This is a genomic window from Pseudooceanicola antarcticus (genome assembly GCF_900215355.1).
GTDB lineage: Bacteria > Pseudomonadota > Alphaproteobacteria > Rhodobacterales > Rhodobacteraceae > Pseudooceanicola > Pseudooceanicola antarcticus.
This window is the reverse complement of record NZ_OBEA01000001.1, coordinates 163,522-188,934: the sequence shown is the minus strand read 5'-3', so window position 1 is coordinate 188,934 and position 25,413 is coordinate 163,522. Positions and strand designations below refer to the sequence as shown.

Genomic DNA, 25,413 nt, shown 5'->3' with positions numbered 1-25,413 from the left:
TCTGCCGGGGCTCGATGCGTCGAATTTTCGAGGGGGGAAGGTTTGGTAGCGGAGGAGGGACTTGAACCCCCGACACGCGGATTATGATTCCGCTGCTCTAACCAACTGAGCTACTCCGCCAAACCGTGGCGCTAGTTAGGCCAGCGGCTTTCAGAGGTCAAGCGCAAATTCCGGGAAAAATCCGCCCGGCCTTCTCCTCTTGTTCGTCGCGCCGGTGGCAGACAATATGGCCGCCGCAAATGGCCGGGTGAAGGGCGCGAAAATCATGATCGACAGGCTGACAGAGATCCTTGGGCCGGGCCACGTCCTGACCGGCGCCGAGGCCGAACCCTATGGCTGGGATTGGAACCACGAACATTTCGAGGCCCCGCTGGCCGTGGTGCGTCCGGGCACGACCGAGGAGGTCTCGGCGGTGATGAAACTGGCCCATGAGACAGGCACCCCGGTGATCCCGCTCGGTGGCCGGACCGGGCTGGCCGGGGGCGGGCAGGGCGAGGGCGCGCTGGTGGTCTCGCTGGAGCGGATGAACCGCATCCGCGAGATCCGCCCCGGTGCCCGCTCTGCGGTGGTCGAGGCGGGCGTGGTCATCGCCAGGCTGCACGAGGCGGTGGAAGAGCAGGGGATGATCTTTCCGCTGACCTTCGGCGCAAGGGGCTCGGCGATGATCGGCGGCGCCTTGGCGACCAATGCGGGGGGCTCCAACGTGCTGCGCTACGGCAATACCCGCGACCTGGTGCTGGGCATCGAGGCGGTGCTGGCCGATGGTACCGTGGTCGATCTGATGCAGGACCTGCACAAGAACAACTCGGGCTATGACCTGCGCCACCTGCTGATCGGATCGGAAGGCACGCTGGCGGTGATCACCGGCGCCGTGCTGCGCCTGCGTCCGCAGCCCAGGGCCTATGCGACGGCCATGGTCGGCATGGCGGCGCTGCCGCCGGCGCTGGACCTGCTGAACCGCCTGCAAGAGGCCACCGGCGGCGCGGTCGAGGCCTTCGAGTACATGCCCGCCAGCTATGTCGACGATTACGCCAGGCTGCGCCCCGGCACCCGCGCCCCCTTCGAGGCGCGGCACGAGGTCAACATCCTGCTGGAAATCGGCGCCCTGAGCCCGCGCGACTGCGTGGCGGGCGAGGACGGGGTGCTGCCGGTGGCCGCCTACCTGGAAGAGGTGCTGGGCCGGATGCTGGAGGATGGCGAGATCGACGATGCGGTCATCGCCGCCTCGGAAGCGCAGCGGCGCGAGATGTGGGCCCTGCGGGAGGCGGCCTCCGAGGTGGCCTCGATGCGGCCCGACCAGATCATCATGGATGTCGCCGTGCCGGTGGACCGGGTGGCTGAGTTCCTGTCCCGTGCCGACGAGATGCTGGAAGGGCTGGCGCCGGGCTCAGCCACCTCGGTGGTGGCGCATCTGGGCGACGGCAATATCCACTACACCATCTTCCCCACCCTGCCGAAATCCGAGAAGGACCGGGTGGTCGAGGCGATCGAGGATATCGTGGCTGATCTGCGCGGCGCCTTCTCGGCCGAGCACGGTGTGGGCACCCACAAGCTGAACACCATGGCCCGGCGCAAGGACCCCGGCGCGCTGGCGGCGATGCGGGCGATCAAGGCCGCGCTTGATCCCAAGGGCATCCTCAACCCCGGAAAGCTGCTGCCCGAGGCCTCGGGCGCAGTTGCGAAGTGACATTGCTTGGCTTAGATCGTCTGCCATGAAACGCCCCATCCTGATCCACCCCGATCCGCGTCTGAAGAAGGTCGCCGCTCCTGTCGAGGATATCTCGGACGAGCTGCGCAAGCTGTCGGACGACATGCTGGAAACCATGTATGACGCGCCCGGCATCGGCCTGGCCGCGCCGCAGATCGGCATCCTGCAAAGGCTGATCGTGCTGGATTGCGTCAAGGAAGAGGGCGAGACCCCGCGCCCGCTGGTCATGTTCAACCCCGAGATCGTCGCGGCCTCGGACGAGACCAGCGTCTACGAAGAGGGCTGCCTGTCGATCCCCGAGCAATACGCCGAGGTGACACGCCCCGCCGAGGTCACCGTGCGCTGGATGGACCGTGACGGCAATGCGCAGGAAGAGAGCTTCGACAAGCTCTGGGCGACCTGCGTGCAGCACGAGATCGACCACCTCGAGGGCAAGCTCTTCATCGACTATGTCTCTCCGATGCGGCGCCAGATGATCACCCGCAAGAGCCAGAAGCTGAAGCGCGAGAGGGCGCGCGGCTGATGGCGGTGATGAAGATCCTGCACTGGCCCGACCCCGTGCTGGCGACCATGGCGGGCCGGATCGACCCCGGTGCCGACCTGCGCGCCCTGGTCGCGGACATGTTCGACACGATGTATGCCGCGCCGGGCCGTGGCCTTGCCGGGCCGCAAGTGGGGGTGCTGAAGCGCCTCTTCGTCATGGATTGCACCTGGAAGGAAGGCGAAAAAACGCCCCGTGCCTGCCTGAACCCCCAGATCACCTGGCGCTCTGATGAACTGGTGACCCGCGAAGAGGGCTGCCTGTCGATCCCCGGCGTTCTGGCCGAGATCGCCCGCCCCGCCGAAGTGGTGATGCGCTGGCATGACGAGAACTGGGTGGAGCACGAAGAGAAGCTTTCGGGCTTCGAGGCCACCTGCGCCCAGCACGAGCTGGATCACCTGGATGGGCGGGTCTACCTGGATTACCTGTCGGACGGGCAGCGCACCGACCTGCTGGCCGCCTACGAGGCCGCGCAATGACCGCGCGGACCTGCCTGCCCTGGCCCGACAAGCGCCTGCGCACCGCCGCCGCCGATGTGCCCGAGATCACCGACGAGGTGCGTGCCATCTGGGCCGACATGGTCGACACCATGGAGGCCATGCCCGGCGTCGGCCTTGCGGCCACGCAGATCGGCGTGATGCAGCGTCTCGCCGTGGTCGATGCCTCGGAAGAGCGCGGAAAGGTGGTTCTGATGGCCAATCCCGAAGTGCTCCATGCCAGCGTGCAGCTGCGCGAGCATGAAGAGGCCAGCCCGAACCTGCCCGGCGTCTCGGCGAAGATCTCGCGTCCCCGCGCGGTGACGGTGCGCTTCCTGAACGCGGATGGAGAGGTCGAGGAAAAGGATTTCGTCAGCCTCTGGGCGACCAGCGTGCAGCACCAGATCGACCACCTTGCGGGGAAGATGTATTTCGACCACCTGAGCAAGATGAAGCGGGACATGCTGCTGCGGAAGGCGAAGAAGCTGCGCTGAGACGCGGCCTCCCGGCGCCGCGCCGGGGCAAGCTATTGGCGAGAGGAAAGGCAGGGCGATGCGCGTTATTTTCATGGGAACGCCCGAGTTCTCGGTGCCGGTGCTGGATGCGCTGGTCGAGGCCGGTCACGAGATCGCCGCGGTCTATTGCCAGCCGCCCCGCCCCGCGGGGCGCGGCAAGAAGGACCGTCCCACCCCCGTCCATGCCCGGGCGCTCGAGCTGGGGCTAGAGGTGCGCCACCCGGTCCGCCTGAAGGGCGAGGACGAGCAGGCGGCCTTCGCCGCGCTCGACGCCGATGTGGCCGTGGTCGTGGCCTATGGCCTGATCCTGCCGCAGCCGGTGCTGGATGCGCCGCGCTTCGGTTGCCTCAATATCCATGCCTCGCTGCTGCCGCGCTGGCGCGGGGCGGCACCGATCCACCGGGCGATCCTGTCGGGCGATGCCGAGACCGGCATCTGCATCATGCAGATGGAAGCCGGGCTGGATACCGGCCCCGTGCTGCTGCGCGAGGCCACGCCGATCGGTGCCGAAGAGCTGACCTCCCAGCTGCATGACCGGCTTTCGGTGATGGGCGCACGGATGATCACCCAGGCGCTGGAGCACCTGCCCGAGCTGACCCCCGAGCCGCAGCCCGAAGAGGGCGTCACCTATGCCGCCAAGATCGACAAGGCCGAGGCGCGGGTGGATTTCACACGTCCGGCCACGGAAGTCGACCGCCAGATCCGGGGTCTTTCGCCCTTTCCGGGTGCCTGGATCGAGCATGACGGCCAGCGGCTGAAACTGCTGGCATCGCGCCTGGCCCCGGTGCAGGGTGCGCCCGGAGAGGTGCTTGAGGCAGAGGGACTTGTGGTGGCCTGCGGCTCTGGCGCCGTGGAGCTGCTGGTGCTGCAACGCGCCGGCAAGGGCGCGCAGGAGGCGGAGGTCTTCCTGCGGGGTCATCCGCTGCCCGCAGGCACGAAATTGGGAGGCTGACATGCTGCGATCCGAGGTCAACGAACTAATCCGCGAAGGCGATGCCTTCTTCCGCCAATACGGCTTCACCCTGCCGCCCTTCGCCTATTGGAGCCCGGAGGAATTCCGCGCCCGCAAGGGCGATGCCTCGCTGATCGTCGAACAGGGCCTGGGCTGGGATGTCACCGACTACGGCGATGGCCACTACGACACGCTGGGGCTCTTCCTCTTCACCGTGCGCAACGGCAATGCGGCGGACCTGGGCAACCCGAAGGGTGGCCGGGTCTATGCCGAGAAGCTGCTGATCTCGGGAGACGAGCAGATCTCTCCGATGCACCGCCACATCGTGAAGACCGAGGACATCATCAACCGCGGCGGGGCGCCGCTGGTGCTGGAGCTCTGGATGGATGGTGCCGATGGCATCGACCGCGAGGCGCCGGTGCGGGTGATGACCGATGGCCTGTGGCGGGAACTGCCCGCCGGTGGCAAGCTGAAGCTGATGCCGGGCGAGAGCGTGACCCTGACGCCTGACATCTGGCACGCCTTCTGGGGCGAGGGTGGTCGGGTCTGCATCGGCGAGGTCTCGACGGTGAACGACGACCGCACGGACAATATCTTCGAGGCGCCCATCGGGCGGTTCTCCAGCATCGAGGAAGACAGCGACCCGCTGCACCTGCTGGTCTCCGACTACGACGCGAAGCTCTGATCGGCCGGGGGTAGGTGGGTTGGCACCCACCCTGCCCAGGCTGCACGGGCCGGGGCAAGGCGTGGGCCGGCACAGGGCCCACAGGGCGGGGGTCACCCCGCCACCCCCTGCGACGCTAGCTCTTGAAGGGTGCCATCCCGGCCCGCGCCAGCTCGTCGGCGCGTTCGTTCTCGGGGTGGCCCGCATGGCCCTTGACCCATTCCCAGGTCACCTGGTGCCGCTTGGCGGCCTCGTCGAGCTGCTGCCAGAGCTCGGCATTCTTCACCGGCTTCTTGGCCGCGGTCTTCCAGCCATTGCGCTTCCAGCCGTGAATCCAGCCGGTCACGCCGTTCTTCACATATTGGCTGTCGGTGACCACGGTGATCGCGGTCGGACGGCCGAGCGCCTCCAGCGCCGAGATCGCGGCCATCAGCTCCATCCGGTTGTTGGTGGTATTGGCCTCGCCGCCCTTGAGCTCGCGCTCCTTCAGCACCTCTTCCCCTTCGCGCGCCTGCATCAGCACGCCCCAGCCTCCCGGTCCGGGATTGCCGGAGCAGGCGCCATCGGTGAAGGCGTAGAACTTGGCCATGGAAACCTCCGTTGAATTGCCGGCGAGACACCATGTGGCAGCCCGAAGGTCAAGGGATACCGCCCTGACTGGCGTTTGCCTTCGGCGAGAGTATTTCAGGCCTGGTGATGATGCGGGACAAGCGCCTTTCCGGGCGGCCGACTTTCGCAATGAGGAGCGTGCCACGCCCATGCAGTAAAGGGAGGCCGCAATTCAGGCGGGACCTGCTGCATCATCACCAGGCTGAAAGTACTCCGGGGGAGTCTCCGAAGGAGACGGGGGCAGAGCCCCCACCCGTCAGGCCGGTTGACGCAGGACGCGGGGGACCTTGAACTCGACGTTCTCTTTCGCCGTCTCGACCAGCTCTTCGGTGACATCGTAGCGGGCCTTCAGCGCGTCGATGACCTCGTTCACCAGCACCTCGGGGGCCGAGGCGCCGGCGGTGATGCCGATCGAGCGGATGCCTTCCAGCGCGCGCCAGTCGATATCGGTGGCGCGCTGCACCAGCTGGGCGTAGCCGCAGCCATTGCGCGAAGCCACTTCCACCAGCCTGCGGGAGTTCGAGGAATTGGGGGCGCCGACCACTAGCATGGCGTCGATCTTGCCTGCCATGGCCTTCACCGATTCCTGGCGGTTGGTGGTGGCGTAGCAGATGTCTTCCTTGTGAGGGCCGACGATGGCCGGGAAGCGCGCCTTCAGCGCGGCGACGATGCCCGCCGTGTCATCGACCGAAAGCGTGGTCTGGGTCACGAAGGCCAGCTGACCGGGGTCGCGGACCTCCAGCGTCGCCACATCGGCCTCGGTCTCGACCAGCAGCACTTCGCCCTCGGGCAGCTGGCCCATGGTGCCGATGGTCTCGGGGTGGCCGGCATGGCCGATCATGACGATCTGCAGCCCTTCCTCGGAGTGCCTTTCGGCCTCGATATGGACCTTGGAGACCAGCGGGCAGGTGGCGTCGACATAGACCATCTCGCGCCGGGCGGCCTCGGCGGGGACGGCCTTCGGCACGCCGTGGGCCGAGAAGATCACCGGGCGGTCCGGGGGGCATTCGTCCAGCTCTTCCACGAAGACCGCGCCCTTGTCGCGCAGCCCGTCGACGACGAACTTGTTGTGGACGATCTCGTGCCGCACGTAGACCGGCGCGCCCCATTTCTCGAGCGCCATCTCGACGATCTTGATCGCGCGATCCACACCGGCGCAGAACCCGCGCGGGGCGGCGAGGTAGAGCGTCAGTGGCGGCTTGGGGGTTCCGGGGGCATTCATCTGGGTCTCGATCCTCGGGCAGCTCCTGCTGTGACAACAGGTAGGGGAGTGTCGGGCCGAGGTCCAGAGCGGCGCGGGGCCGGGCCCTCTCTCTCTGGGGAGGGTGGGGTGGCGGGGCCCGCCGATGCCTCGGGACGGAGACATGGGACAGACGGGCCCGGCCGGGATCAGTTCGAGAAGGTCAGACCGTGGCGCGGCTGACGGTGCGGTCTTCCGCCGGGGTCTCGCGCGGGGGACGGCCAATGACTTCGCGCAGCTCGTCGAGCTCGATGAAGTTGTCGGCCTGGCGGCGCAGTTCATCGGCGATCATCGGCGGCTGGCTGCGGATGGTCGAGACGACAGAAACCCGAACGCCTTGGCGTTGCAGGCTCTCGACCAGCGGGCGGAAGTCGCCATCGCCGGAGAACAGCACGATATGATCGACGCGCGGCGCCAGTTCCATGGCATCGACGGTCAGTTCGATATCCATGTTCCCCTTGACCTTCCGGCGGCCCTGGCTATCGGTGAACTCCTTGGCGGGCTTGGTGACCATGGTGAACCCGTTGTAGTGAAGCCAATCAACAAGCGGCCGGATCGGGGAATACTCGTCATTCTCCAGCAGCGCCGTGTAGTAGAACGCGCGCAGCAGTTTGCCACGGCGCATGAATTCCTGGCGGAGGAGCTTGTAGTCGATGTCGAACCCGAGCGACTTTGCAGCCGCGTACAGGTTGGACCCATCAATGAACAGCGCAAGCCGTTCGTCTTTGTAGAACATCAAAATGCCTTTCCAATTGTACCACCCGGATCCAAACAAGGGAGAGTGAAACCCGATCCGGGTAGATCCTTAAAAATAAATGTTGCGAAAGCATGCATCAAGTGACGGACCATGTCCAAATATCCGAATGACACCTACGTAAGCCACAATTTCCTCGTTGCCCTGGGGGGAAACCTGGAACCTACGCTGCTCCAGACCGCGGAAATCCTGCGTTCGGCCATTTCGGAGCTCTCCGAAGGGCCCGGACGAATCACCTCCGTGAGCCGTTTCTTCCGGTCCCCGGCCTTCCCGGCCGGGGTCGGCCCGGACTATGTCAACGCCGCCCTGGCGATGGAGAGCCCGGAGACGCCGCAGGAATTCCTGGCCCGGTTGCACCGGATCGAGCATCTGCATGGCAGGGAACGGGAAACTCGCTGGGGCGCCCGCGTCCTGGACCTGGATCTGCTGGCCTGCGATGGCCGGGTGCTGCCCGATTCCGAAACCCAGGAAGCCTGGCGCCACTTGCCGCTCGAGCGGCAGATGACCGAGGCGCCCGAGCACCTGATCCTGCCGCATCCGCGCATCCAGGACCGCGCCTTCGTGCTGGTGCCACTCGCCGAGGTTGCGCCGGACTGGGTGCATCCGCTGCTGCATCGCAGCGTCGCCGAGATGTGCGGGGATCTGCCACAGGCCGACCGGGACGCCCTTACCCCCTTGCCGTGACGCGGCGGGCGGGGGAGAATCGACTTGTCAACAAGGGGGAGAGCGCTTAGATACACGCTCTCAACCTCATCTCAACACGCTTGATCCCAAGAGCAGGAGAGTACCAGATGGCCCGCGTTACCGTTGAAGATTGCGTCGACAAGGTTCCGAACCGGTTCGAACTGGTCATGCTTGCCGCACACCGTGCGCGCGAAGTCAGCTCCGGCTCGCAGATCACCGTGGACCGCGACAACGACAAGAACCCCGTCGTCGCCCTGCGCGAGATCGCCGAAGAGACCCAGTCGGCAGAGGAACTGCGTGAGCGTCTGATCGAATCGCATCAGACCCAGATCGAGGTCGATGAGCCCGAAGAGGACAGCATGGCGCTGCTCATGGGGGCAGAGGCCGCTGACAAGCCGGCCGACGACGACATGAGCGAAGAGAAGCTGCTGCGCGCTCTCGTCGAGGCTCAGCGCCAGGACTGAGGCGGACACCCATGACCCCCCGAGATGCCGAAGCGGACCGCGATCCGCGCAAGGAAGAGGGGGGCATGGCCGAGGCTGCCGAAATGATGCCGGTGGACGAGCTCATCGCGCTAGTCACCGCCTACAATCCCAAGTCCAACACCAAGATGCTGCGCCGCGCCTATGACTTCGGGCGCGAGATGCACGAGGGGCAGTTCCGCCGCTCTGGCGAACCCTATTTCACCCATCCCATCGCCGTGGCCATGATCCTGGCCGAGCAGCACCTGGACGATGCCACCATCGTCACCGCCCTGCTGCACGACACGGTCGAGGACACCCGCGCCACCTATGCCCAGCTGGTCGAGCTCTTCGGCAGCGACGTGGCCGAGCTGGTCGATGGCGTGACCAAGCTGACCAACCTGCAGCTCTCCAGCACCGAGACCAAGCAGGCCGAGAACTTCCGCAAGCTCTTCATGGCGATGTCCCGCGACATGCGGGTGATCCTGGTCAAGCTGGCCGACCGCCTGCACAACATGCGCACCATCAAGGCGATGAAGCCCGAGAAGCAGGTGCAGAAGGCCCGCGAGACGATGGATATCTTCGCCCCGCTGGCCGGGCGCATGGGTATGCAGTGGATGCGCGAAGAGCTGGAGGACCTGGCCTTCAAGGTGCTCAACCCCGAGGGCCGTCAGTCGATCCTGCGCCGTTTCGTCTCTCTCAAGGACGATGCGGGCGACGTGATCGAACGCATCACCAAGGACATGCGCAAGGAGCTGGCGGAAGCGGGGGTCGCGGCCGAGGTCAAGGGCCGGGCCAAGAAGCCCTATTCGATCTGGCGCAAGATGGAGGAGAAGAAGCAGAGCTTCTCTCGTCTGTCGGATATCTACGGCTTCCGCATCCTGACCGAGAGCGAAGAGGATTGCTACCGCGCCCTGGGCGTCATCCACCAGCGCTGGAAGTCCATCCCCGGTCGCTTCAAGGATTACATCAGCCAGCCCAAGTCCAACGGCTATCGCTCGATCCACACCACCGTCTCGGGCCGTGACGGCAAGCGGGTCGAGGTGCAGATCCGCACCCGCGCCATGCACGAGGTCGCCGAGGCCGGCGTTGCCGCGCATTGGTCCTACAAGGACGGCGTGAAGGCCGAGAACCCCTTCGCCGTCGATCCGGGCCGCTGGATCGCCGCGCTGACCGAACAGATGGGTGCCGACGAGGATCACGAGGACTTTCTGGAAGCCGTGAAGCTCGAGATGTACTCGGACAAGGTCTTCTGCTTCACCCCCAAGGGCGAAGTTGTGAAGCTGCCCCGTGGCGCGACCCCCATCGACTTCGCCTATGCGATCCACACCCGCATCGGCTCTGCCTGCGTCGGGGCCAAGATCGACGGCATGCGGGTGCCGCTGTGGACGCGGATCAAGAACGGCCAGTCGATCGAGATCATCACTGCCGAGGGGCAGGAGCCCCAGGCCACCTGGCTGGAGATCGCCACCACGGGCCGCGCCAAGGCTGCCATCCGCCGCGCCCTGCGCGAAGTGGACCGCGAGCGCTACGTGAAACTGGGCCGCGAGCTGGCGCGCTCGGGCTTCGAGCACGTGGGCAAGAAGGCCACCGACAAGGTGCTGGAAACCGCCGCCCGCAAGCTGCGCATCGAGGACGGCAAGGACGAGCTTCTGGCCCAGCTGGGCCGGGCCGAGCTGCGCGTGGCGCGGGTGGTCAACGTGCTCTACCCCGAGCTGATGGTGGCCGAGGACGGCGACGCCGTGAAGCGCGAACGCGCCCTGATCGGCCTGGAAAAGGGCCAGAGCTTCAAGCGCGCCACCTGCTGCCGCCCCCTGCCGGGCGAGCGAATCGTCGGCATCACCTGGCGTGGCCGCCCGCTGCAGGTCCATGCCATCGACTGCGAAGCCCTCTCGGCCTACGAGGATCAGCCCGACCGCTGGGTCGACCTGCACTGGCAGACCGGACGACATGCTGCAATTTACGCAGTTACGCTCGATCTGGTGCTGGCGAACGATCCTGGGGTGCTGGGGCGGATTTGCACATTGATCGGCGAGCAGAAGGCCAATATCTCGGACCTTGAGTTCCTCGACCGGAAGCCGGATTTTTACCGGGTGCTGGTAGACGTGGAGCTGCGGGACGCGGAGCATCTGCACAATCTCATCTCGGCGCTCGAGGCCGAGGCGGATGTTGCGTCTGTCTCGCGTCATCGCAAACCCGAGGAGCCGCCAGCGGCACCCTCCCCCGGCCCCGAGGACGACCGACTTGGTCTTTAAACGGCGCGACAGACGGCCATACTGGAGGATCATCTTCGAGTTCTTCTGGCCGCGTGGCGGCTGGACACGGGCTTTTCATTACGTGAAACACCGGCTGCGCCGGCTGCCCGACACGCCCGAGACCATCGCTCGGGGGATTTTCGCCGGGGTCTTCACCACCTTCACGCCGTTCTTCGGCATGCATTTCATGGTCGCCGCGCTGATCGCGCTGATCCTGCGCGGCAATATCCTGGCCGCGCTCTTGGCCACCTTCGTCGGAAATCCGCTGACCTATGTGCCGATCGGCGTGCTCTCTCTGCAGCTGGGGTACTGGATTCTCGGCATGTCGCAGCACGCGGGCCCGCCGCATCACTACGACGGCATCGCCCATGGCTTCGGTGGCAAGTTCCTGGCCGCGGCGGATGACCTGAAGGACAATATCTGGGCGCTCTTCACCGATGTGGATGCCAATTGGCACGGGCTCGTCGCCTTCTACAACGAGATCTTCTTCCCCTACATGATCGGCGGCGTGATCCCCGGCGTGATTGCCGGGCTGGTCGCCTATTACATCTCGGTGCCGCTGATCCGGGCCTACCAGGCCCGCCGCAAGGGCGCGCTGAAGGCCAAGCTGGCGGCGCTGCGCGCCAAGTCCGCCGCCAAGTCCGCCCGCAAGGGCTAGGGACGGGGACCGGGCGCAGGCTGGGGCCTCTTCGCCCATTCCATCCGTTGATATCCCTCAGCAGGGAAATTGGCCGCTTGGGGGGTGGCGAAGCGAGAAGGCTTGCGGCATTGATAGGCGCGTGTTGAAGGAGCCGCGCCATGAGTGAACAGCCGAAACTGCGTCTGGGTGTGAATATCGACCATGTGGCCACCGTGCGGAATGCCCGCGGCGGTGCCTATCCCGATCCGTTGCGCGCGGCGAAACTGGCCGAGGAGGCCGGCGCCGACGGGATTACCGCGCATCTGCGCGAAGACCGCCGCCATATCTCGGATGCCGATATCGAAGCCCTGGCCGAGGCGCTGACCGTGCCGCTCAACTTCGAAATGGCCGCCACGGACGAGATGCAGGCCATCGCGCTGCGTCACAAGCCGCACGCGGTCTGCATCGTGCCCGAGAAGCGCGAAGAGCGCACGACCGAGGGCGGGCTGGAAGTGGCCAGGGACGAGAACCGGCTGGCCCATTTCATCGCGCCGCTGCGCGAGGCGGGCTGCCGGGTGTCGATCTTCATCGCCGCCGACCGCGCCCAGATCGAGGCCGCGCATCGCATCGGCGCCGAGGTGATCGAGCTTCACACCGGCGCCTATTGCGACGCCCATGCCGAGGGCCGTTTCGCCGAACGCGACGCCGAGCTCGAGCGCCTGCGCGAGATGGCCAGCTTCGGCCATTCCCTGGGGCTGGAAGTCCACGCGGGCCACGGGCTGACCTACGAAACCGTGCAGCCCGTCGCCGCCTTCCCCGAGCTGCGCGAGCTGAACATCGGCCACTTCCTGGTCGGAGAGGCGATCTTCCTGGGCCTGCAACCGGCCATCGCCGAAATGCGCCGCCTGATGGACGAGGCCCGGACCTGAGCGCCCGCGCCTAACTCCCCATCCCGGAGCTGGCGAGGCTATCCTTCAGCCAGCTCCGAAACCGTCGCTGCGGCAGCGAGAGCGAGCGGTCCCGCGCCGAGACCAGCCAGTAGCTGAGCCCGGTGGGGTGATAGCGCGGGAAGGGGGCGGCCACCTGGCCGCGTTCCAGCGCGTCATGGCAGAGGGTCTCGAAGGCCAGCAGTACGCCCTCTCCGGCCATGGCCGAATCGAGCCCCAGCGAGGCCTCGTTGAACTCCGGCCCCTCGCCCAGGATCTGCCGCGACAACCCCTCGGGGCCCAGCCAGACATCCCAGTCGAACATCGCCCGCGCGTCGCGAATGATCGGCACATGGGCAAGATCGGCGGGGGTCTGGAGCTTCGCCGCCCAATCGGCAGAGCAGACGGGGATCACCCTCTGCTCCAGCAGGCGCTCGACCGTCAGCCCCTGGTAGCCACCGGGGCCGATGCGGATGGCGAAATCCACGTCTCCGGCATTCGGATCGACTAGCTGGATGGAGCTGTCGAGGCGGACCTTGATCTCGGGGTGGGCGCGGGTGAACTCGGGCAGGCGCCAGATCAGCCAGCGCGCGGCGAAGATCGGCGCCACCGAGATGGTCAGGATATGCGCCCGGTCACGGCGGGTCAGCTCGACCGCGGCGGTCAGCCGCGAGAAACCTTCGCGCAGATGCAGGAAGATCTCTTCGGTGCCCTCGGCGGGGCGCAGGCCTCCGGGGCGGCGGTCGAACAGCGGACGGCCCAGGGCGGATTCGGCCCGCGCGATCTGCTGGCTCACCGCACCGGGGCTGACGCCCAGCTCTTGGGCCGCGGCACGAAGCGAGCCGAGACGGGCCGTGGCCTCGGCGGCGCGCAGGGCGTTCAGGGGGGCGGTTTGCAGTGGGTGCATTTCAGCGTTCCTAAACACGCTTTCAGTTCTTGTGAAGTTTTAAAGGCCGCAGGAGCCACTATATTGGGGATATCTGAAACCCTAGAGAAGGATAAAAACAATGAAAGACCTTTTCAGCAAACTCTTCGGAGGCAGGGCCCCCGCCGCACGGCGCGACGACCCCTTCGCTGATCCGCGGATCGCGGCCATGAACCCGGCGCAACTCGCCGACCTGCCGCTGACCCACCCGATGTCCTCCGTGGCATCCTCCGTTCCGGCCATGGGCCGGCGCGCGTCCCAGGTCGCCTGCGGCGCCTGACCCCTCCCCGCACTTTCCGACAGGCCCCTGCCGGGGGCAGTGTTTCCCAGGCCCGCGTTTCGCGCTAAGGCGGGGAGACCAGCGGAAAGGGGCGCGGAGATGATCATCGGAATCGGAACGGACCTGGCCAATATCGAGCGCATTCAAGGCGTCCTCGATCGCCATGGCGACCGCTTCCGCAATCGTGTCTTCACCGAGATCGAACAGGCCAAGGCATCGCGCCGCAAGGACGAGGCCGGGACCTATGCCAAACGCTGGGCCGCGAAAGAGGCCTGCTCGAAGGCGCTTGGCACCGGGCTTGCCATGGGCATCGCCTGGAAGGACATGGCGGTGACCAACCTCAGGACCGGCCAGCCCGTCATGCATCTGACCGGTTGGGCCGCCGAGCGCCTGGCCGAGCTGACACCCGAGGGCCATGAGGCCATCGTCCATGTCACCCTCACCGACGACCACCCCTGGGCCCAGGCCTTCGTGGTGATCGAGGCGCGTCCGGTCAGGGACTAGGGCAAGCTGCGATGCCGGATGTCTCCGGCGGCATGACGTGTGGCCGTCGGACGGTTGCAAGAGACCCTTGTCCCATCCGATGGCTGAAAATACTGCGGGGGACTCCGCGCAGCGGAGGGGGGCAGAGCCCCCTCCCCGGACCGCCTGTGTTGACCACCCCCCGACCGAGCCTGAGCCCTTTGCAACACGATCCCGATACCGGACGGCGGAAATCCCCGCGCCTCTGTTGACTTGGCATCCGCGCCCCCGCATGTAGCCAAGGCTGCCCGGCGAAGGGGCGCGGTTAACAGGCAGAAGGATCGGGCGTCATGGCGCGGAGCAGCAGCAGCGGCGAAGGCAGCTTCATCTGGGAAACCATCAAGACGATCTTCTGGGCACTGGTGATCGCCGGCGTCTTCCGGTCGCTCTTCTTCCAGCCCTTCTGGATTCCCTCCGGCTCGATGAAGGACACGCTGCTGGTCGGAGACTTCCTCTTCGTCAACAAGATGTCCTACGGCTATTCCTACGCCTCCTGCCCCAACATCAAGATCCGCCGCTTCGGCATCGACCTCGATGCCCGCGACATCTGCGGCTTCCTCGACAATGACAACACCCGCCTGCTGGGCTCCGAGCCCGAGCGCGGCGACGTGGCGGTCTTCCGTCACCCGGTCACCGGTGAGGATTACATCAAGCGCGTCATCGGCCTGCCCGGCGACAAGATCCAGATGATCGACTCGGTGCTGCACATCAACGGCGAGGCCGTGAAGATGGAGCCCGCCGGCATGTTCATCGAGACCTACGCCCCGCAGGGCCCCCAGGGTCGCCTTCCGCGCTGCTTCAACGGTGCGGTGATCGGTGCCGGTGGCGAATGCGAGAAGGAACGCTACCTCGAGACCCTGCCAAATGGTCTGACCCATTCGATCCTCAACATCGGCTATTCCTCGGCCGCCGACGATACCGGCGTCTTCGAGGTGCCCGAGGGCGAGTATTTCATGATGGGCGACAACCGCGACAATTCCACCGACTCGCGCTTCGCCCGCTCGCGCGACGGCGTGGGCTTCGTGCCCTACGAGAACCTGATCGGCCGCGCCGACCGCGTGGTCTTCTCCTCGGGCGGGCGCTCGCTGTTGTTCTTCTGGGACTGGCGCAAGGACCGTTTCCTGGAACCGATCACCTGATCCGACCAGGGGCCGAGCCCACCTGTGCCGCGGCGGTGCCCTTGCACCTGCCGCGGCTTTGCGCTTTCTAGGGCGACATCCGCAGCACCCCCGAGGCAGTCATGAAGATATCCGCAGAGCTGAAGGCCTTTCAGGCGAAGCTGGGCCATGAATTTGCCCGGCCCGAGCTGATGCTGCGCGCCGTCACCCATTCCTCGATGTCCTCGCCGACCCGGCCCGACAACCAGCGGCTGGAATTCCTGGGCGACCGCGTGCTTGGCCTGGTCATGGCCGAGGCGCTGCTGAAGGAGGACCGTGGCGCCTCCGAGGGGCTTCTGGCGCCGCGCTTCAACGCGCTGGTGCGCAAGGAGACCTGCGCCGATATCGCCCGCGAGATCGAGCTGGGCGACGTGCTGAAGCTGGGCCGCTCGGAACAGATGTCGGGCGGACGCCGCAAGCAGGCCCTGCTGGGCGACGCCATGGAGGCGGTGATTGCCGCCGTCTACCTGGATGCCGGTTTCGAGACCGCCCAGGCGATGATCCTGCGGCTCTGGGGCCGCCGCATCGCCGAGGTCGAGGATGACGCCCGCGATGCCAAGACCGCGTTGCAGGAATGGGCCCAGGCCCGCCGCCTGCCGCCGCCCGCCTATGTCGAGACCGACCGCAAGGGGCCGGACCACGCGCCGGTCTTCACCATCTCGGCACGCCTGAAGACGGGGGAAGAGGCCAGCGCCACCGCCGCCTCGAAACGCGCCGCCGAACAGGCCGCCGCGACCGCGCTGCTGGCGCGGCTGGAAGGGAAATCCGCTTGAGCCCCAACGTCAAGGGCAGCCTCTTCATGGTCCTTGCCATGCTGGGCTTCGCCGTCGAGGACGCGCTCTTCAAATCCGTCTCCTCCAGCCTGCCGCCGGGGTTCACCACGCTGCTCTTCGGGATCACCGGCTCGATCCTCTTTGCCGGGCTCTGCCTGGCGCGCGGCGAGGCGCCGCTGACCCGTGACGCCCTGCGCCCCCGCCTGCTGATCCGCTCGGTGATCGAACTGGTGGGCCGGCTCTTCTTCGCCCTGGCGCTGGCCTTCACTCCGCTTTCCTCGACCTCGGCCATCCTGCAGGCGGCGCCGCTGGTGGTCACCTTCGGCGCCGCCCTGCTGCTGGGAGAGAAGGTCGGTCCGCGCCGCTGGACCGCCATGGCCGTGGGATTCGCGGGCGTGCTGCTGATCATCAAACCGACCCCGGATGCCTTCGAGCCCGCCTCGATCTTCGCCCTGCTGGGCATGATCGGCTTTGCCGGCCGCGACCTGGCCACGCGCATGGCGCCGCCCAGCGTCTCGGGCCGCCAGCTTGGCATGCTGGGCTTCCTGGTGATCATCCTCGCGGGGCTGATCTTCATGTCCTTCGACGCCGCCCCGCCACGTCTGCCGCAACCGGACGAGGCGCTGTCGGTGCTGCTGCTGGCGCTGGTCGGGGTCTCGGCCTACACGGCGCTGACCGTGGCCATGCGCTCGGGCGAGGTCTCGGTCGTGGCGCCCTTCCGCTATTCGCGCCTGCTGGTGGCCCTGGGGCTGGCCTATGTCTTCTTCGGAGAGCGCCCGGACCTCTGGACCCTGGCTGGAGGCCTGTTGATCGTCGTATCCGGCAGCTACACGCTGATCCGCTCGGGGCGGGTCGCGGCCAAACGCCAGTAAAGACAGGGCTGGCGCGCTGCGGTAAAAGGCCGTAGAGAGCGCACTTCGCTTCAAGGATGCAGCACATGAGTACCAAGGCCGGTTTCGTCGCCCTGATCGGAGAGCCCAATGCGGGCAAGTCCACCCTGACCAATCGCATGGTCGGGGCAAAGGTCTCGATCGTCACCCACAAGGTGCAGACGACCCGGGCACGTATCCGGGGCGTGGCCCTGGAGGGCGACTCGCAGCTGGTCTTCGTCGACACCCCCGGTCTCTTCAAGCCGCGCCGCCGGCTGGACCGGGCCATGGTTGCCGCCGCCTGGGGTGGCGCTGCCGATGCCGATGTGATCGTCCTGCTGATCGAAGCCCACCGGGGCATCACCGATGGCGTCGAGAAGATCCTCGAGGGCCTGAACGCGCTGCCCAAGGGCCGCCGCGTGGCCTTGGCGATCAACAAGATCGACCGCGTGGAAAGCCAGGTGCTGCTGGCGCTGACCAGCGAGATGAATGAGCGCTACGCCTTCGAGCGCACCTTCATGATCTCGGCCGAGAAGGGCTTTGGCGTGCAGGACCTGCGCGAATGGCTGGCGGGCGAGATGCCCGAGGGCCCCTGGCTCTACCCCGAGGACCAGATTGCCGATCTGCCCATGCGCATGATCGCCGCCGAGATGACCCGCGAGAAGCTGACCCTGCGCCTGCACCAGGAGCTGCCCTACCAGCTGACGGTCGAGACCGAGAACTGGGAAGAGCGCAAGGATGGTTCCGCCCGCATCGACCAGATGATCTACGTCGCCCGCGATGGCCACAAGGGGATCATCCTTGGCAAGAAGGGCGAGACGATCAAGGCGATCTCGAAGCTGGCGCGCGAAGAGCTGGAAGAATTCCTGGGCCGCAAGGTTCACCTCTTCCTGCAGGTGAAGCTGCGTGAGAACTGGCTGGAAGAGGCCGAGCGCTATTCCGAGATGGGCCTGGACTTCAAGGACGGCAATCGCTGAGACCTGCGCCGAGACGGTTGCCGCTAGGCCTCAGGCCTCGCGGCTGGCCTTCTTGCGGGCCCGGCTGCGGGCCACGGCGGACCAGAGGACGCCGAGGATCATCAGCAGCGCTCCGATTGCGTTGAGCCCCGCGCCGGTCACGCCCGAGACGATCCCGGCGAAGAAGGCGACAGTGGCGGCGAGGCCCAGGGCGATCAGGATCAGGGCGGGCAGGGGCATGTGGGCTCCGTCTTTCGGTTCGGTCGGCGGCGGCGGTCTTGCGTCGGTCCCCGGCAGGCTAGGGGTCGAGTTCGGCGAAAGAATGGCACGGATCTGCGTGCTGCAAGGAGGGTTAAGATGCGCCTGACGACGCGTTTCTGGGTCGATGCCTATCTCACACGCCTCAGGCTGCATGAGATCCCTGCCTTCGTGACCTCCCATGGCGATGACAACGCGGGCGCGGTGCTGATCAAGATGAACACACTGGACGGCACGAGCCAGCTCTTCGAGCGGCGCTTTGACCTGATGACCGGGGATCGCCGCTGGATGGTGCTGGCCGAGGGCTCGGAGGTCGAGGTCGACGCGGCTGCGCAGCGTCAGCAGGGCTATGACCCGGATCTCTGGGTGATCGAGGTCGAGGACCGGCAGGGCCGCCACCTTCTGGACGAGCCGGGCCTCTCCGACTGATCAGCGACGGAACAGCCTTGCGACGAGGATCAGCATCAGGCCGCCCAGGAAGAAGGCGCCGCCGATGATGCCCGACCAGACCGCCACGCCATCCCAGCGGACTTCTCCGGGGTCGAGGAAGAAGTAGGGATACTTGCCGTCCGCCTTTCCGCGCAACAGCGCATAGGTGATGTAGATCGTGGGCCAGACCAGCCAGGCGATGGCGGCGCCGACCCGCAGCGGGGTCTTGCGCCCGAAACAGAGCCACCACAGCATGACCGCGATCGGCAGCGCCGTGTGCAGCCCGTGGCTGGCCCAGAAGTCGATGCCGGCAAGCGGTGCGGCCAGCAGCACGTGGTAGATGAGCCCGGTCATCGCCTCCCACAGCGCCAGGCCGCCGATCCACAGCCTGTGAACGCCGCGACCTGTCGCGCTCATCCCGAGGAACGAGAGCAGGGTCAGCAGGGCGGTGAGATTGGTGAAGTAGCGCGCACGGTTCCAGATCACCTCGAGCAGGCTGTCCTCGGGGTGACTGGCGGCGGTGGCCATCACCTGGGCAACCAGCGCGGCGAAGGCCAGCAGGGCGACGAACCGTGCAGAGACCCTGGCAGGCGACGAGAGGGCGTTGCTGCGAAAATCCATGTCTGGAAACTGTGCGATCTTGTCCCCGGTCGCAAGCCCGGTGATGATCGTCGGCATGGAATGGCGCGACGAGGGAATATTGCTGGCGGTGCGTCCGCACGGCGAAAGTGCGGTCATCGCCGAGGTCTTCACCCCCGGCCATGGCCGCCATGCCGGGCTTGTGCGCGGCGGGGCCTCGCGCAAGCTGGCGCCGGTGCTGCAACCGGGGGCGCAGCTGGACATCGCCTGGCGGGCGCGGCTGGAAGATCACCTGGGCAATTTCACCGTCGAACCCATCCGCTCGCGCGCCGCCGTCAGCCTGGGCGACCGGCTGGCGCTGGCGGGGCTTGGCGCGGTCTGCGCGCTCCTGTCCTTCAGCCTGCCCGAGCGCGAGACCCATCCCAGGCTCTACCGTCAGACCGAACAGTTGCTGGACTTGCTGGAGCAGGGCGATCTCTGGCCCCTGGCCTACCTTCGGTGGGAAATGTCGCTGCTCGAGGATACCGGCTTCGGCCTTGACCTGACCGCCTGCGCGGTGACCGGCGCGACCGAGGGGCTGGCCTATGTCTCTCCGCGCACGGGGCGGGCGGTGACGCAGGCGGGGGCGGGGGATTACGCGGATCGCCTGCTGCCCCTGCCGCCCGTTCTGCGCGGCGAGGGCGATGCGCCCGATGCCGAGGTGGTCGCGGCGCTGCGGGTCACCGGGCATTTCCTGGAAAACCACCTGGCGCCCGAATTGGGCACCAAGCCGCTGCCCGAAGCTCGGGCGCGGCTGGTGCGTCTGATTGGCAAGAGGGTGGGGGGCTAGCGCAGCGCCAGAACCAGGTCGACGAGCGTATCGAGGGCTTCCTGGCCCTGGGTCTCGTCGGTGCCGCTGACCTGGGCCATGCCGATCTGGGCAGCATAGAGCAGTCGGGCAATCGAGGGGTTGGTCACGCCAACCTTGACCAGCAGGTCTTCCATCTGAGCCAGGCGGTTGGAGTCGATCTCGGCCAGGGTCTCGGCGGCGGCGGGGTCGGTGCGCGCCCAGGCCCGCATGGCACCTTCGGCGCCGCGATCCTGGCCGAAACCCTCGCGGATGATCTGATGCAGCCGCGTGACAGCCTCCTGGCGGTCGGCCGGCGTTTCGCCGACCTCTGCCGCCTCGCTGCCCCAGAACCGGAGCAAGGCCTGCCGGTAGGCGGGAACATCGGGGAAATGCCAGTAGAACGAGCCCTTGGTGGTCTCGAGATTACGGGCAAGGGCTTCGGCCTTCAAAGCCTCGGGACCCGAGGCAGAGAGGGCGTCCAGACCGGCGCGGAGCCAGTCGTCTGGGGAAAGGCGGGACCGTTTACTCATAAGACAAAGTTAACGGAGGCGCCGCAGCGCAGCAATCAAGACAAAGGGCCGATCACCGGGCGACCGGCGGGGGGATGCCAATTCCACCATAGATTGAGCGAAATGCCGCTTATCTGACCTGAGCGACGCAGAAAAGCGCCCTGCTCCCGAAGAAACAGGGTGCCTCGGGCCCATGCAGGGCAGGGCGTTGACGCGGGGTGAGTCTATTCCGCCTCGGAGAGGGTCAGCTCAACCGGGGCGAGGCCTTCCACCTCGCCGCGCAGCACGGCCCCGGAGGTGACGGCGCCAACACCCTCGGGGGTGCCGGTAAAGATCAGGTCTCCGGGCTGCAGGTGGTAATAGCCCGACAGGTGCGAAAGCAGCGCGGGCACGTCATTCAGCATCTTGTCGAGGGTCGAGCTCTGCCGGGTCTCGCAGTCCACGCTCAGGCTGATCGACTGCGTCCCCAGCGGACCGAAGTCCGAGGCCCTGGTCATCGGGCCGACCACGGCGGTGTTCTCGACGTCCTTGGCGATGTCCCAGGGCAGCCCGCCCTTCTTCGAGATCGCCTGAAGGTCGCGGCGGGTCATGTCGAGGCCCGTGGCATAGCCGTAGACGGCGGCCATGGTCTCTTCGGGGCGGGCCTTGAAGAGCGGCGCGCCGAGGGCCACGACCAGCTCGATCTCGTAGTGAAAATTCTCGGTGCCGGGCGGGTAGGGGATGGTCTCTCCGGTCAGGATCATGTGGGCCGGGGACTTGGTGAAGTAGAAGGGCACCTCGGGGACCGCGTTGCCCATCTCGGCAGCATGGGCGGCGTAGTTACGCCCGACACAGAAGATCCGGCGCACCGGGTAGCCTTCGGTTTCACCGGCCACGGGCACATCGGGAACGGCAGGCAGATCGAACAGAGACATCGGGTCCTCCAGTTGGTTCCGGCGGACCCTAGCCGGGGCGCTGCGGCTGGACAAGCGGCGGGCGATCGGGCCTTCTGAGCCAAAGCCAAGGAGGTGCCCGATGACCCAGCCCAGCCTGTCCGATCTGATTGCCGCCGGCCGTGGCGATGCCCCCGCCGACATCGTCCTGCGCGGCGGTCGCGTCTGGGACATGGTGACCGGGATCGAGATCCCCGGCGACGTGGCCATTCGCGGCAAGTGGATCGTCGGCATCGGTGCCGACTACGAGGGCGCGCAGGTCATCGACGTCACCGGCAAGCTGCTGGTGCCGGGGTTCATCGACACCCACCTGCATATCGAGAGCTCGATGGTGACCCCCTACGAGTTCGACCGCTGCGTGGGCCCGCGCGGTGTCACCACCGCCATCTGTGACCCCCACGAGATCGCCAATGTCATCGGCGTGCCGGGGATCGAGTATTTCCTGGCCTGCGCCAGCCGCACCCTGATGGATATCCGGGTGAACCTCTCGTCCTGCGTCCCCTCCAGCCACATGGAGACCGCCGGCGCCGAGATCGGGGCCGCCGACCTCGCGCCCCTGCGCGACCACCCGCAGGTGACGGGGCTGGCCGAGTTCATGAACTACCCCGGCGTGATCTTCCGCGACCCCGGTTGCCTCGAGAAACTCGAGCTGTTCCGTGGCGGCCATATCGACGGCCATTGCCCGCAGCTGCTTGGCCGCGACCTGAACGCCTATGTCTCTGCCGGTATCCGCACCGAACACGAGGCGACCACCGCCGAAGAGGCGCGCGAGAAGCTGCAGAAGGGGATGCGGGTGCTGATCCGCGAGGGCTCGGTCTCCAAGGACATGGTTGCGCTGCAACCGCTGCTCAACGACATCACCTCGGCCTACATGTGCCTGTGCACCGACGACCGGAACCCGCTGGATATCGGCGAACACGGGCACCTGGACTTCATGATCCGGGAGCTGATCCGCATGGGCTGCTCGCCGCTGGCGGTCTACCGCGCGGCATCCCTGTCTGCCGCCGAGGCTTTCGGGCTGAAGGATCGCGGCCAGGTCGCGCCGGGCAAGCGCGCGGATATCGTGGTGATCGACGATCCGGCGAAGTGCGAGGCCGAAATGGTTCTGGCCGGCGGTGTCGTCGTCGGGGACGCGGCCTTCGCCGCGCGTGAAGTGATCGACCCGGTGGGCCGCAACTCGGTCAAGGCGCCGGTGGTCACGGGGGCCAGCTTCCGCAGCTCTGCCAACCGCGAAGAAACCGACGTGATCGGCATCATGGAAGGCAAGATAATCACCCAGCATCTGCACGAGGTGATTCCCATCGAGAGCGGCGACAAGCGCCCCGACCCCGCGCGCGATCTGGTGAAGATCGCCGTGGTCGAACGGCACGGCAAGAACGGCAATATCGCCACCGGTTTCGTGAAGGGCTTCGGGCTGGAACGCGGCGCCATTGCCTCGACCGTCTGCCACGACCACCACAACATCGCCTGCGTCGGCGCGGATTACGACGACATGGCCCTCGCCGCGACCCGGCTGGGCGAGATCGAAGGCGGCTTCGTCGTGGTCGAGGGCGGCCGCGTGCTGGCAGAGCTGGCCCTGCCTGTCGCGGGCCTGATGAGTCTTGAGCCCTTCGAGGTGGTGCGCGATTCGCTCGTCGATCTGCGCGCCGCCGCCAAGGGGCTGGGCGTGACGCTGGAAGAGCCCTTCCTGCAGCTCGCCTTCCTCGCCCTGCCGGTGATTCCGGCGCTGAAGATCACCGACCGGGGCATGGTCGACGTCACGAAGTTTGAAATCATCTCCTGAGCCGGTTTCGCATAGCGAAAACAAATTCTGCAAAACTTGACCCTCCCCTCCGGAGCGCCTAACGTCGGGCCCGGAGGAGGCGCCGTTGCGCCGAACAAAGGGGAGGGCTCCATGCCGGATGGTGTTGTGGGAGAGGTCGTCACGACCGAGGTCGTGGGCGATGTGGCGCTGGTTTGCATCGACAATCCGCCGGTGAATGCCAGCGGTCACGCGGTGCGTGTCGGGCTGGTCGGGGCCATCGAGGCGCTGAACGCAGAGGCAGGCGTCAAGGCGATCGCCATCTGGTGCGCCGGGCGGACCTTCATGGCGGGTGCGGATATCCGTGAATTCGGCAAGCCCTCGAAAGAGCCGGTGCTGCCCGAGGTCTACAATATCCTCGAAGCCTCCGAGATCCCGGTGGTCGCCGTGATGCATGGCACAGCCCTAGGCGGCGGCTTCGAGCTGGGCCTAGCGGCCCATGCCCGCGTGGCGATTGCCGGATCGAAGGTCGGCCTGCCCGAAGTGCTGATCGGCCTGCTGCCCGGTGCCGGTGGCACGCAGCGCCTCCCGCGTCTGGCGGGCGTGGACTTCGCGCTCGACATGTCCCTCTCGGGCCGGCAGGTCTCGGTCGAGGAGGCCCAGGCCGCAGGCGCCATCGACCGGGTGGTCGAAGGCAACCCCCGTGACGTGGCGCTGTCGATGGCGCAGGAGGTCGTTGCGGGCACCCTGCCCACGCGCCGCACCTCAGAGATCTCCATCGAGATTGACCATACGGCCCTGGACGGAATTCGCGCTGCGACGCAGAAAAAGTCCCCGCACCTGGTCAATCCGCTGAAGTGCATCGACGCCATCGCGGCGGCCGATCAGCCCATTGCCGAGGGCCTGAAGGTCGAACGCCAGTGCTTCCTTGACTGCATGGAGACCCCGCAGCGCGCCGGTCTCATCCATGCCTTCTTCGGCGAGCGCGCGGTGTCGAACATCCCCGAAGCCAAGGGCGAGACGCGCGATATCCAGTCCGTCGGCGTGATCGGCGGCGGTACCATGGGCTCGGGCATCGCCACTGCCTGCCTGCTGGCCGGTCTGCCGGTGACCTTGGTCGAAGTGGCGCAGGAGGGGCTGGATCGCGGCGTGGCCACGATCACCAAGAACCTCGAAGGCGCCGTGTCGCGCGGCAAGATGAGCGAAGCGAAGAAGGAGGCCGCGCTGGCCTCGCTGAGCCCGGCGCTCGAGCTCGATGCGCTGGCCGATGTCGACCTGGTGATCGAGGCGGTCTTCGAGGACATGGGCGTCAAGCGCGAGATCTTCGGCAAGCTGGATGCGATCTGCAAGCCGGACGCGGTGCTGGCCTCCAATACTTCCTACCTGGATGTGAACGAGATCGCCGAGAGCACCTCCCGGCCCGGCGACGTGCTGGGGCTGCATTTCTTCTCTCCCGCCCATGTGATGCGCCTGCTCGAGATCGTGCAGGGCAAGCAGACGGCGCCGGATGTGCTGGCCACGGGCTTTGCCCTGGCCAAGCGTCTGCGCAAGGTCGGCGTGCTGGCACAGGTCTGTGACGGCTTCATCGGCAACCGCATCCTGGCGCATTACGCGCTGTGTTCCGGCTATCTGGTGCTGGATGGCGCAAGCCCTGCGCAGGTGGACGCGGCGCTTGAGGGCTTCGGCTTCGCCATGGGCCCGCACAAGGTGGGCGACCTGGCTGGTCTCGACATCGGCTGGATGACCCGCAAGCGCAAGGCCGCGACCCGCGACCCCGCCGAGCGATACGCTGGCCAGATCCCTGATCGCATCTGCGAAAACGGCTGGTTCGGGCGCAAGACGGGCAAGGGGTACTACCTCTACGAGGGGGGCGCTCCGGTGCCCAACCCCGAGGTCGCCACGATCATCGACGAGGTGCGCGCCGAGCAGGGCATCACGCCGAAGAGCTTCACCGATGACGAGATCGTCGAGCGCTACATGACCGCGATGATCTCGGAGGCCGCGCGCGTGGTCGAGGACGGCACCGCCAAGCGGCCGCTCGACGTCGATATGGTCTTCCTCTTCGGCTACGGCTTCCCGCGCTTCCGCGGCGGCCCGCTGCACTACGCCGATACGCTCGGCGCCGCAGAGCTGGTGGCCCGCATCGAGCGCTACGCCGAGGAAGACCCGCATTACTGGCAGGTGCCTGACATCCTGCACCGTATGGCCGCCGATGGCACCAGCTTCGCCGATTTGAACAAGGGGTAAGAC

The 25,413-nt window shown here is 66.8% G+C and carries 29 protein-coding genes and 1 tRNA gene; 21 read left to right on the top strand and 9 right to left on the bottom strand.

Going from position 1 to position 25,413, the window contains the following annotated elements; all coding sequences use genetic code 11:
- Positions 1-43: 43 nt before the first annotated feature.
- Positions 44-120, bottom strand: a tRNA-Met gene (locus CRO50_RS00955).
- Between the two features lie 145 nt (positions 121-265).
- Between CRO50_RS00955 and CRO50_RS00950 the strand changes: the two genes are divergently transcribed.
- The 6 genes from CRO50_RS00950 to CRO50_RS00925 are packed head-to-tail and all read left to right on the top strand — an operon-like array spanning position 266 to position 4,877.
- Positions 266-1,687 (top strand): FAD-binding oxidoreductase, encoded by a 1,422-nt coding sequence (locus CRO50_RS00950; protein WP_097144667.1) that lies wholly within the window; start codon positions 266-268, stop codon positions 1,685-1,687.
- Positions 1,688-1,712: 25 nt separating this feature from the next.
- Complete coding sequence (gene def, locus CRO50_RS00945; RefSeq protein ID WP_097144001.1) at positions 1,713-2,231, top strand: peptide deformylase; 519 nt, start codon at positions 1,713-1,715, stop codon at positions 2,229-2,231.
- A complete protein-coding gene (def, locus tag CRO50_RS00940; RefSeq protein ID WP_097144000.1) occupies positions 2,231-2,728 on the top strand; it encodes a peptide deformylase in 498 nt (165 codons plus the stop codon). Before def (CRO50_RS00945) ends, def (CRO50_RS00940) begins: the two co-directional genes overlap by 1 nt.
- Positions 2,725-3,219, top strand: a complete 495-nt coding sequence (gene def / locus CRO50_RS00935; RefSeq protein WP_097143999.1) for a peptide deformylase — start codon at positions 2,725-2,727, stop codon at positions 3,217-3,219. The genes def (CRO50_RS00940) and def (CRO50_RS00935) overlap by 4 nt, the downstream gene beginning before the upstream one ends.
- A gap of 58 nt (positions 3,220-3,277) precedes the next feature.
- Positions 3,278-4,192, top strand: a complete 915-nt coding sequence (fmt, locus tag CRO50_RS00930) for a methionyl-tRNA formyltransferase (RefSeq protein ID WP_097143998.1) — start codon at positions 3,278-3,280, stop codon at positions 4,190-4,192.
- A gap of 1 nt (position 4,193) precedes the next feature.
- Positions 4,194-4,877 (top strand): D-lyxose/D-mannose family sugar isomerase, encoded by a 684-nt coding sequence (locus CRO50_RS00925; RefSeq protein ID WP_097143997.1) that lies wholly within the window; start codon positions 4,194-4,196, stop codon positions 4,875-4,877.
- Between the two features lie 115 nt (positions 4,878-4,992).
- Here CRO50_RS00925 and rnhA read toward each other — a convergent pair whose 3' ends face one another.
- From rnhA to CRO50_RS00910, 3 genes are all read right to left on the bottom strand, one after another.
- A complete protein-coding gene (gene rnhA / locus CRO50_RS00920) occupies positions 4,993-5,445 on the bottom strand; it encodes a ribonuclease HI (protein WP_097143996.1) in 453 nt (150 codons plus the stop codon).
- Between the two features lie 276 nt (positions 5,446-5,721).
- Entirely contained in the window at positions 5,722-6,687 is a 966-nt protein-coding gene (ispH, locus tag CRO50_RS00915) for a 4-hydroxy-3-methylbut-2-enyl diphosphate reductase (RefSeq protein WP_097143995.1), read from the bottom strand.
- Positions 6,688-6,868: 181 nt separating this feature from the next.
- Positions 6,869-7,441 (bottom strand): LabA-like NYN domain-containing protein, encoded by a 573-nt coding sequence (locus CRO50_RS00910; RefSeq protein WP_097143994.1) that lies wholly within the window; start codon positions 7,439-7,441, stop codon positions 6,869-6,871.
- A 111-nt stretch (positions 7,442-7,552) separates the two neighbouring features.
- On the opposite strand from CRO50_RS00910, the gene folK reads away from it, so the two are divergent.
- From folK to CRO50_RS00885, 5 genes are all read left to right on the top strand, one after another.
- Positions 7,553-8,143 carry a 2-amino-4-hydroxy-6-hydroxymethyldihydropteridine diphosphokinase gene (gene folK / locus CRO50_RS00905; protein WP_097143993.1) on the top strand — a complete coding sequence of 197 codons (591 nt, stop codon included), beginning with the start codon at positions 7,553-7,555 and terminating at the stop codon, positions 8,141-8,143.
- A 107-nt stretch (positions 8,144-8,250) separates the two neighbouring features.
- Positions 8,251-8,607: a DNA-directed RNA polymerase subunit omega gene (rpoZ, locus tag CRO50_RS00900; protein WP_097143992.1), complete on the top strand. Its 357-nt coding sequence runs from the start codon at positions 8,251-8,253 to the stop codon at positions 8,605-8,607.
- Between the two features lie 83 nt (positions 8,608-8,690).
- Positions 8,691-10,859, top strand: coding sequence for a RelA/SpoT family protein (locus CRO50_RS00895; RefSeq protein ID WP_097144666.1), 2,169 nt, complete (start codon positions 8,691-8,693; stop codon positions 10,857-10,859).
- Positions 10,849-11,517, top strand: coding sequence for a DUF2062 domain-containing protein (locus CRO50_RS00890; RefSeq protein WP_097143991.1), 669 nt, complete (start codon positions 10,849-10,851; stop codon positions 11,515-11,517). Before CRO50_RS00895 ends, CRO50_RS00890 begins: the two co-directional genes overlap by 11 nt.
- A 140-nt stretch (positions 11,518-11,657) precedes the next feature.
- A complete protein-coding gene (locus CRO50_RS00885) occupies positions 11,658-12,407 on the top strand; it encodes a pyridoxine 5'-phosphate synthase (protein ID WP_097143990.1) in 750 nt (249 codons plus the stop codon).
- Positions 12,408-12,417: 10 nt separating this feature from the next.
- Here the strand turns inward: CRO50_RS00885 and CRO50_RS00880 are convergent, their stop codons facing one another.
- A complete protein-coding gene (locus CRO50_RS00880) occupies positions 12,418-13,311 on the bottom strand; it encodes a LysR substrate-binding domain-containing protein (protein ID WP_097143989.1) in 894 nt (297 codons plus the stop codon).
- A 100-nt stretch (positions 13,312-13,411) separates the two neighbouring features.
- Here CRO50_RS00880 and CRO50_RS00875 point away from each other — a divergent pair, with 100 nt between their 5' ends.
- From CRO50_RS00875 to era, 6 genes are all read left to right on the top strand, one after another.
- Positions 13,412-13,609, top strand: a complete 198-nt coding sequence (locus tag CRO50_RS00875; RefSeq protein ID WP_097143988.1) for a hypothetical protein — start codon at positions 13,412-13,414, stop codon at positions 13,607-13,609.
- A 99-nt stretch (positions 13,610-13,708) separates the two neighbouring features.
- The gene (acpS, locus tag CRO50_RS00870) at positions 13,709-14,113 is read left to right on the top strand and encodes a holo-ACP synthase (protein ID WP_097143987.1); all 405 of its coding nucleotides are present in this window, start codon (positions 13,709-13,711) and stop codon (positions 14,111-14,113) included.
- A gap of 308 nt (positions 14,114-14,421) precedes the next feature.
- Entirely contained in the window at positions 14,422-15,270 is an 849-nt protein-coding gene (gene lepB, locus CRO50_RS00865; protein WP_097143986.1) for a signal peptidase I, read from the top strand.
- A gap of 101 nt (positions 15,271-15,371) precedes the next feature.
- Positions 15,372-16,061: a ribonuclease III gene (gene rnc / locus CRO50_RS00860; protein WP_097143985.1), complete on the top strand. Its 690-nt coding sequence runs from the start codon at positions 15,372-15,374 to the stop codon at positions 16,059-16,061.
- Complete coding sequence (locus CRO50_RS00855; RefSeq protein ID WP_097143984.1) at positions 16,058-16,933, top strand: DMT family transporter; 876 nt, start codon at positions 16,058-16,060, stop codon at positions 16,931-16,933. Before rnc ends, CRO50_RS00855 begins: the two co-directional genes overlap by 4 nt.
- A 65-nt stretch (positions 16,934-16,998) precedes the next feature.
- Positions 16,999-17,907, top strand: coding sequence for a GTPase Era (gene era, locus CRO50_RS00850; protein WP_097143983.1), 909 nt, complete (start codon positions 16,999-17,001; stop codon positions 17,905-17,907).
- A 30-nt stretch (positions 17,908-17,937) separates the two neighbouring features.
- Here era and CRO50_RS00845 read toward each other — a convergent pair whose 3' ends face one another.
- Positions 17,938-18,126: a hypothetical protein gene (locus CRO50_RS00845; RefSeq protein WP_097143982.1), complete on the bottom strand. Its 189-nt coding sequence runs from the start codon at positions 18,124-18,126 to the stop codon at positions 17,938-17,940.
- Between the two features lie 117 nt (positions 18,127-18,243).
- Here CRO50_RS00845 and CRO50_RS00840 point away from each other — a divergent pair, with 117 nt between their 5' ends.
- Positions 18,244-18,573, top strand: coding sequence for a DUF1491 family protein (locus CRO50_RS00840; RefSeq protein WP_097143981.1), 330 nt, complete (start codon positions 18,244-18,246; stop codon positions 18,571-18,573).
- Here CRO50_RS00840 and CRO50_RS00835 read toward each other — a convergent pair whose 3' ends face one another.
- Positions 18,574-19,194 (bottom strand): Pr6Pr family membrane protein, encoded by a 621-nt coding sequence (locus CRO50_RS00835; RefSeq protein WP_097143980.1) that lies wholly within the window; start codon positions 19,192-19,194, stop codon positions 18,574-18,576.
- A gap of 55 nt (positions 19,195-19,249) precedes the next feature.
- Here CRO50_RS00835 and recO point away from each other — a divergent pair, with 55 nt between their 5' ends.
- On the top strand, positions 19,250-19,981 hold the full coding sequence (gene recO, locus CRO50_RS00830) for a DNA repair protein RecO (protein WP_097144665.1): 732 nt from the start codon (positions 19,250-19,252) through the stop codon (positions 19,979-19,981).
- Here the strand turns inward: recO and CRO50_RS00825 are convergent.
- Complete coding sequence (locus CRO50_RS00825; protein WP_097143979.1) at positions 19,978-20,511, bottom strand: TetR/AcrR family transcriptional regulator; 534 nt, start codon at positions 20,509-20,511, stop codon at positions 19,978-19,980. The genes recO and CRO50_RS00825 overlap by 4 nt on opposite strands.
- 203 nt (positions 20,512-20,714) lie before the next feature.
- Positions 20,715-21,404: a fumarylacetoacetate hydrolase family protein gene (locus tag CRO50_RS00820; RefSeq protein WP_097143978.1), complete on the bottom strand. Its 690-nt coding sequence runs from the start codon at positions 21,402-21,404 to the stop codon at positions 20,715-20,717.
- A gap of 100 nt (positions 21,405-21,504) precedes the next feature.
- Between CRO50_RS00820 and ade the strand changes: the two genes are divergently transcribed.
- Positions 21,505-23,205: an adenine deaminase gene (ade, locus tag CRO50_RS00815; protein ID WP_097143977.1), complete on the top strand. Its 1,701-nt coding sequence runs from the start codon at positions 21,505-21,507 to the stop codon at positions 23,203-23,205.
- 111 nt (positions 23,206-23,316) lie between these two features.
- Positions 23,317-25,410, top strand: a complete 2,094-nt coding sequence (locus tag CRO50_RS00810) for a 3-hydroxyacyl-CoA dehydrogenase NAD-binding domain-containing protein (RefSeq protein WP_097143976.1) — start codon at positions 23,317-23,319, stop codon at positions 25,408-25,410.
- Positions 25,411-25,413 lie beyond the last annotated feature (3 nt).

What these genes read in the sequence shown, in the direction of transcription:
- def (WP_097144001.1), top strand. Translation starts at nt 1,713, where the DNA reads ATGAAACGCCCCATCCTGATCCACCCCGATCCGCGTCTGAAGAAGGTC.
- rpoZ (WP_097143992.1), top strand. Translation starts at nt 8,251, where the DNA reads ATGGCCCGCGTTACCGTTGAAGATTGCGTCGACAAGGTTCCGAACCGG.
- CRO50_RS00950 (WP_097144667.1), top strand. Translation starts at nt 266, where the DNA reads ATGATCGACAGGCTGACAGAGATCCTTGGGCCGGGCCACGTCCTGACC.
- rnc (WP_097143985.1), top strand. Translation starts at nt 15,372, where the DNA reads ATGAAGATATCCGCAGAGCTGAAGGCCTTTCAGGCGAAGCTGGGCCAT.
- def (WP_097144000.1), top strand. Translation starts at nt 2,231, where the DNA reads ATGGCGGTGATGAAGATCCTGCACTGGCCCGACCCCGTGCTGGCGACC.
- CRO50_RS00875 (WP_097143988.1), top strand. Translation starts at nt 13,412, where the DNA reads ATGAAAGACCTTTTCAGCAAACTCTTCGGAGGCAGGGCCCCCGCCGCA.
- lepB (WP_097143986.1), top strand. Translation starts at nt 14,422, where the DNA reads ATGGCGCGGAGCAGCAGCAGCGGCGAAGGCAGCTTCATCTGGGAAACC.
- CRO50_RS00885 (WP_097143990.1), top strand. Translation starts at nt 11,658, where the DNA reads ATGAGTGAACAGCCGAAACTGCGTCTGGGTGTGAATATCGACCATGTG.
- CRO50_RS00895 (WP_097144666.1), top strand. Translation starts at nt 8,691, where the DNA reads ATGATGCCGGTGGACGAGCTCATCGCGCTAGTCACCGCCTACAATCCC.
- ade (WP_097143977.1), top strand. Translation starts at nt 21,505, where the DNA reads ATGACCCAGCCCAGCCTGTCCGATCTGATTGCCGCCGGCCGTGGCGAT.
- recO (WP_097144665.1), top strand. Translation starts at nt 19,250, where the DNA reads ATGGAATGGCGCGACGAGGGAATATTGCTGGCGGTGCGTCCGCACGGC.
- ispH (WP_097143995.1), bottom strand. Translation starts at nt 6,687, where the DNA reads ATGAATGCCCCCGGAACCCCCAAGCCGCCACTGACGCTCTACCTCGCC.
- fmt (WP_097143998.1), top strand. Translation starts at nt 3,278, where the DNA reads ATGCGCGTTATTTTCATGGGAACGCCCGAGTTCTCGGTGCCGGTGCTG.
- CRO50_RS00820 (WP_097143978.1), bottom strand. Translation starts at nt 21,404, where the DNA reads ATGTCTCTGTTCGATCTGCCTGCCGTTCCCGATGTGCCCGTGGCCGGT.
- def (WP_097143999.1), top strand. Translation starts at nt 2,725, where the DNA reads ATGACCGCGCGGACCTGCCTGCCCTGGCCCGACAAGCGCCTGCGCACC.
- rnhA (WP_097143996.1), bottom strand. Translation starts at nt 5,445, where the DNA reads ATGGCCAAGTTCTACGCCTTCACCGATGGCGCCTGCTCCGGCAATCCC.
- CRO50_RS00835 (WP_097143980.1), bottom strand. Translation starts at nt 19,194, where the DNA reads ATGGATTTTCGCAGCAACGCCCTCTCGTCGCCTGCCAGGGTCTCTGCA.
- CRO50_RS00925 (WP_097143997.1), top strand. Translation starts at nt 4,194, where the DNA reads ATGCTGCGATCCGAGGTCAACGAACTAATCCGCGAAGGCGATGCCTTC.
- acpS (WP_097143987.1), top strand. Translation starts at nt 13,709, where the DNA reads ATGATCATCGGAATCGGAACGGACCTGGCCAATATCGAGCGCATTCAA.
- CRO50_RS00825 (WP_097143979.1), bottom strand. Translation starts at nt 20,511, where the DNA reads ATGAGTAAACGGTCCCGCCTTTCCCCAGACGACTGGCTCCGCGCCGGT.
- era (WP_097143983.1), top strand. Translation starts at nt 16,999, where the DNA reads ATGAGTACCAAGGCCGGTTTCGTCGCCCTGATCGGAGAGCCCAATGCG.
- CRO50_RS00910 (WP_097143994.1), bottom strand. Translation starts at nt 7,441, where the DNA reads ATGTTCTACAAAGACGAACGGCTTGCGCTGTTCATTGATGGGTCCAAC.
- folK (WP_097143993.1), top strand. Translation starts at nt 7,553, where the DNA reads ATGTCCAAATATCCGAATGACACCTACGTAAGCCACAATTTCCTCGTT.
- CRO50_RS00845 (WP_097143982.1), bottom strand. Translation starts at nt 18,126, where the DNA reads ATGCCCCTGCCCGCCCTGATCCTGATCGCCCTGGGCCTCGCCGCCACT.
- CRO50_RS00810 (WP_097143976.1), top strand. Translation starts at nt 23,317, where the DNA reads ATGCCGGATGGTGTTGTGGGAGAGGTCGTCACGACCGAGGTCGTGGGC.
- CRO50_RS00840 (WP_097143981.1), top strand. Translation starts at nt 18,244, where the DNA reads ATGCGCCTGACGACGCGTTTCTGGGTCGATGCCTATCTCACACGCCTC.
- CRO50_RS00880 (WP_097143989.1), bottom strand. Translation starts at nt 13,311, where the DNA reads ATGCACCCACTGCAAACCGCCCCCCTGAACGCCCTGCGCGCCGCCGAG.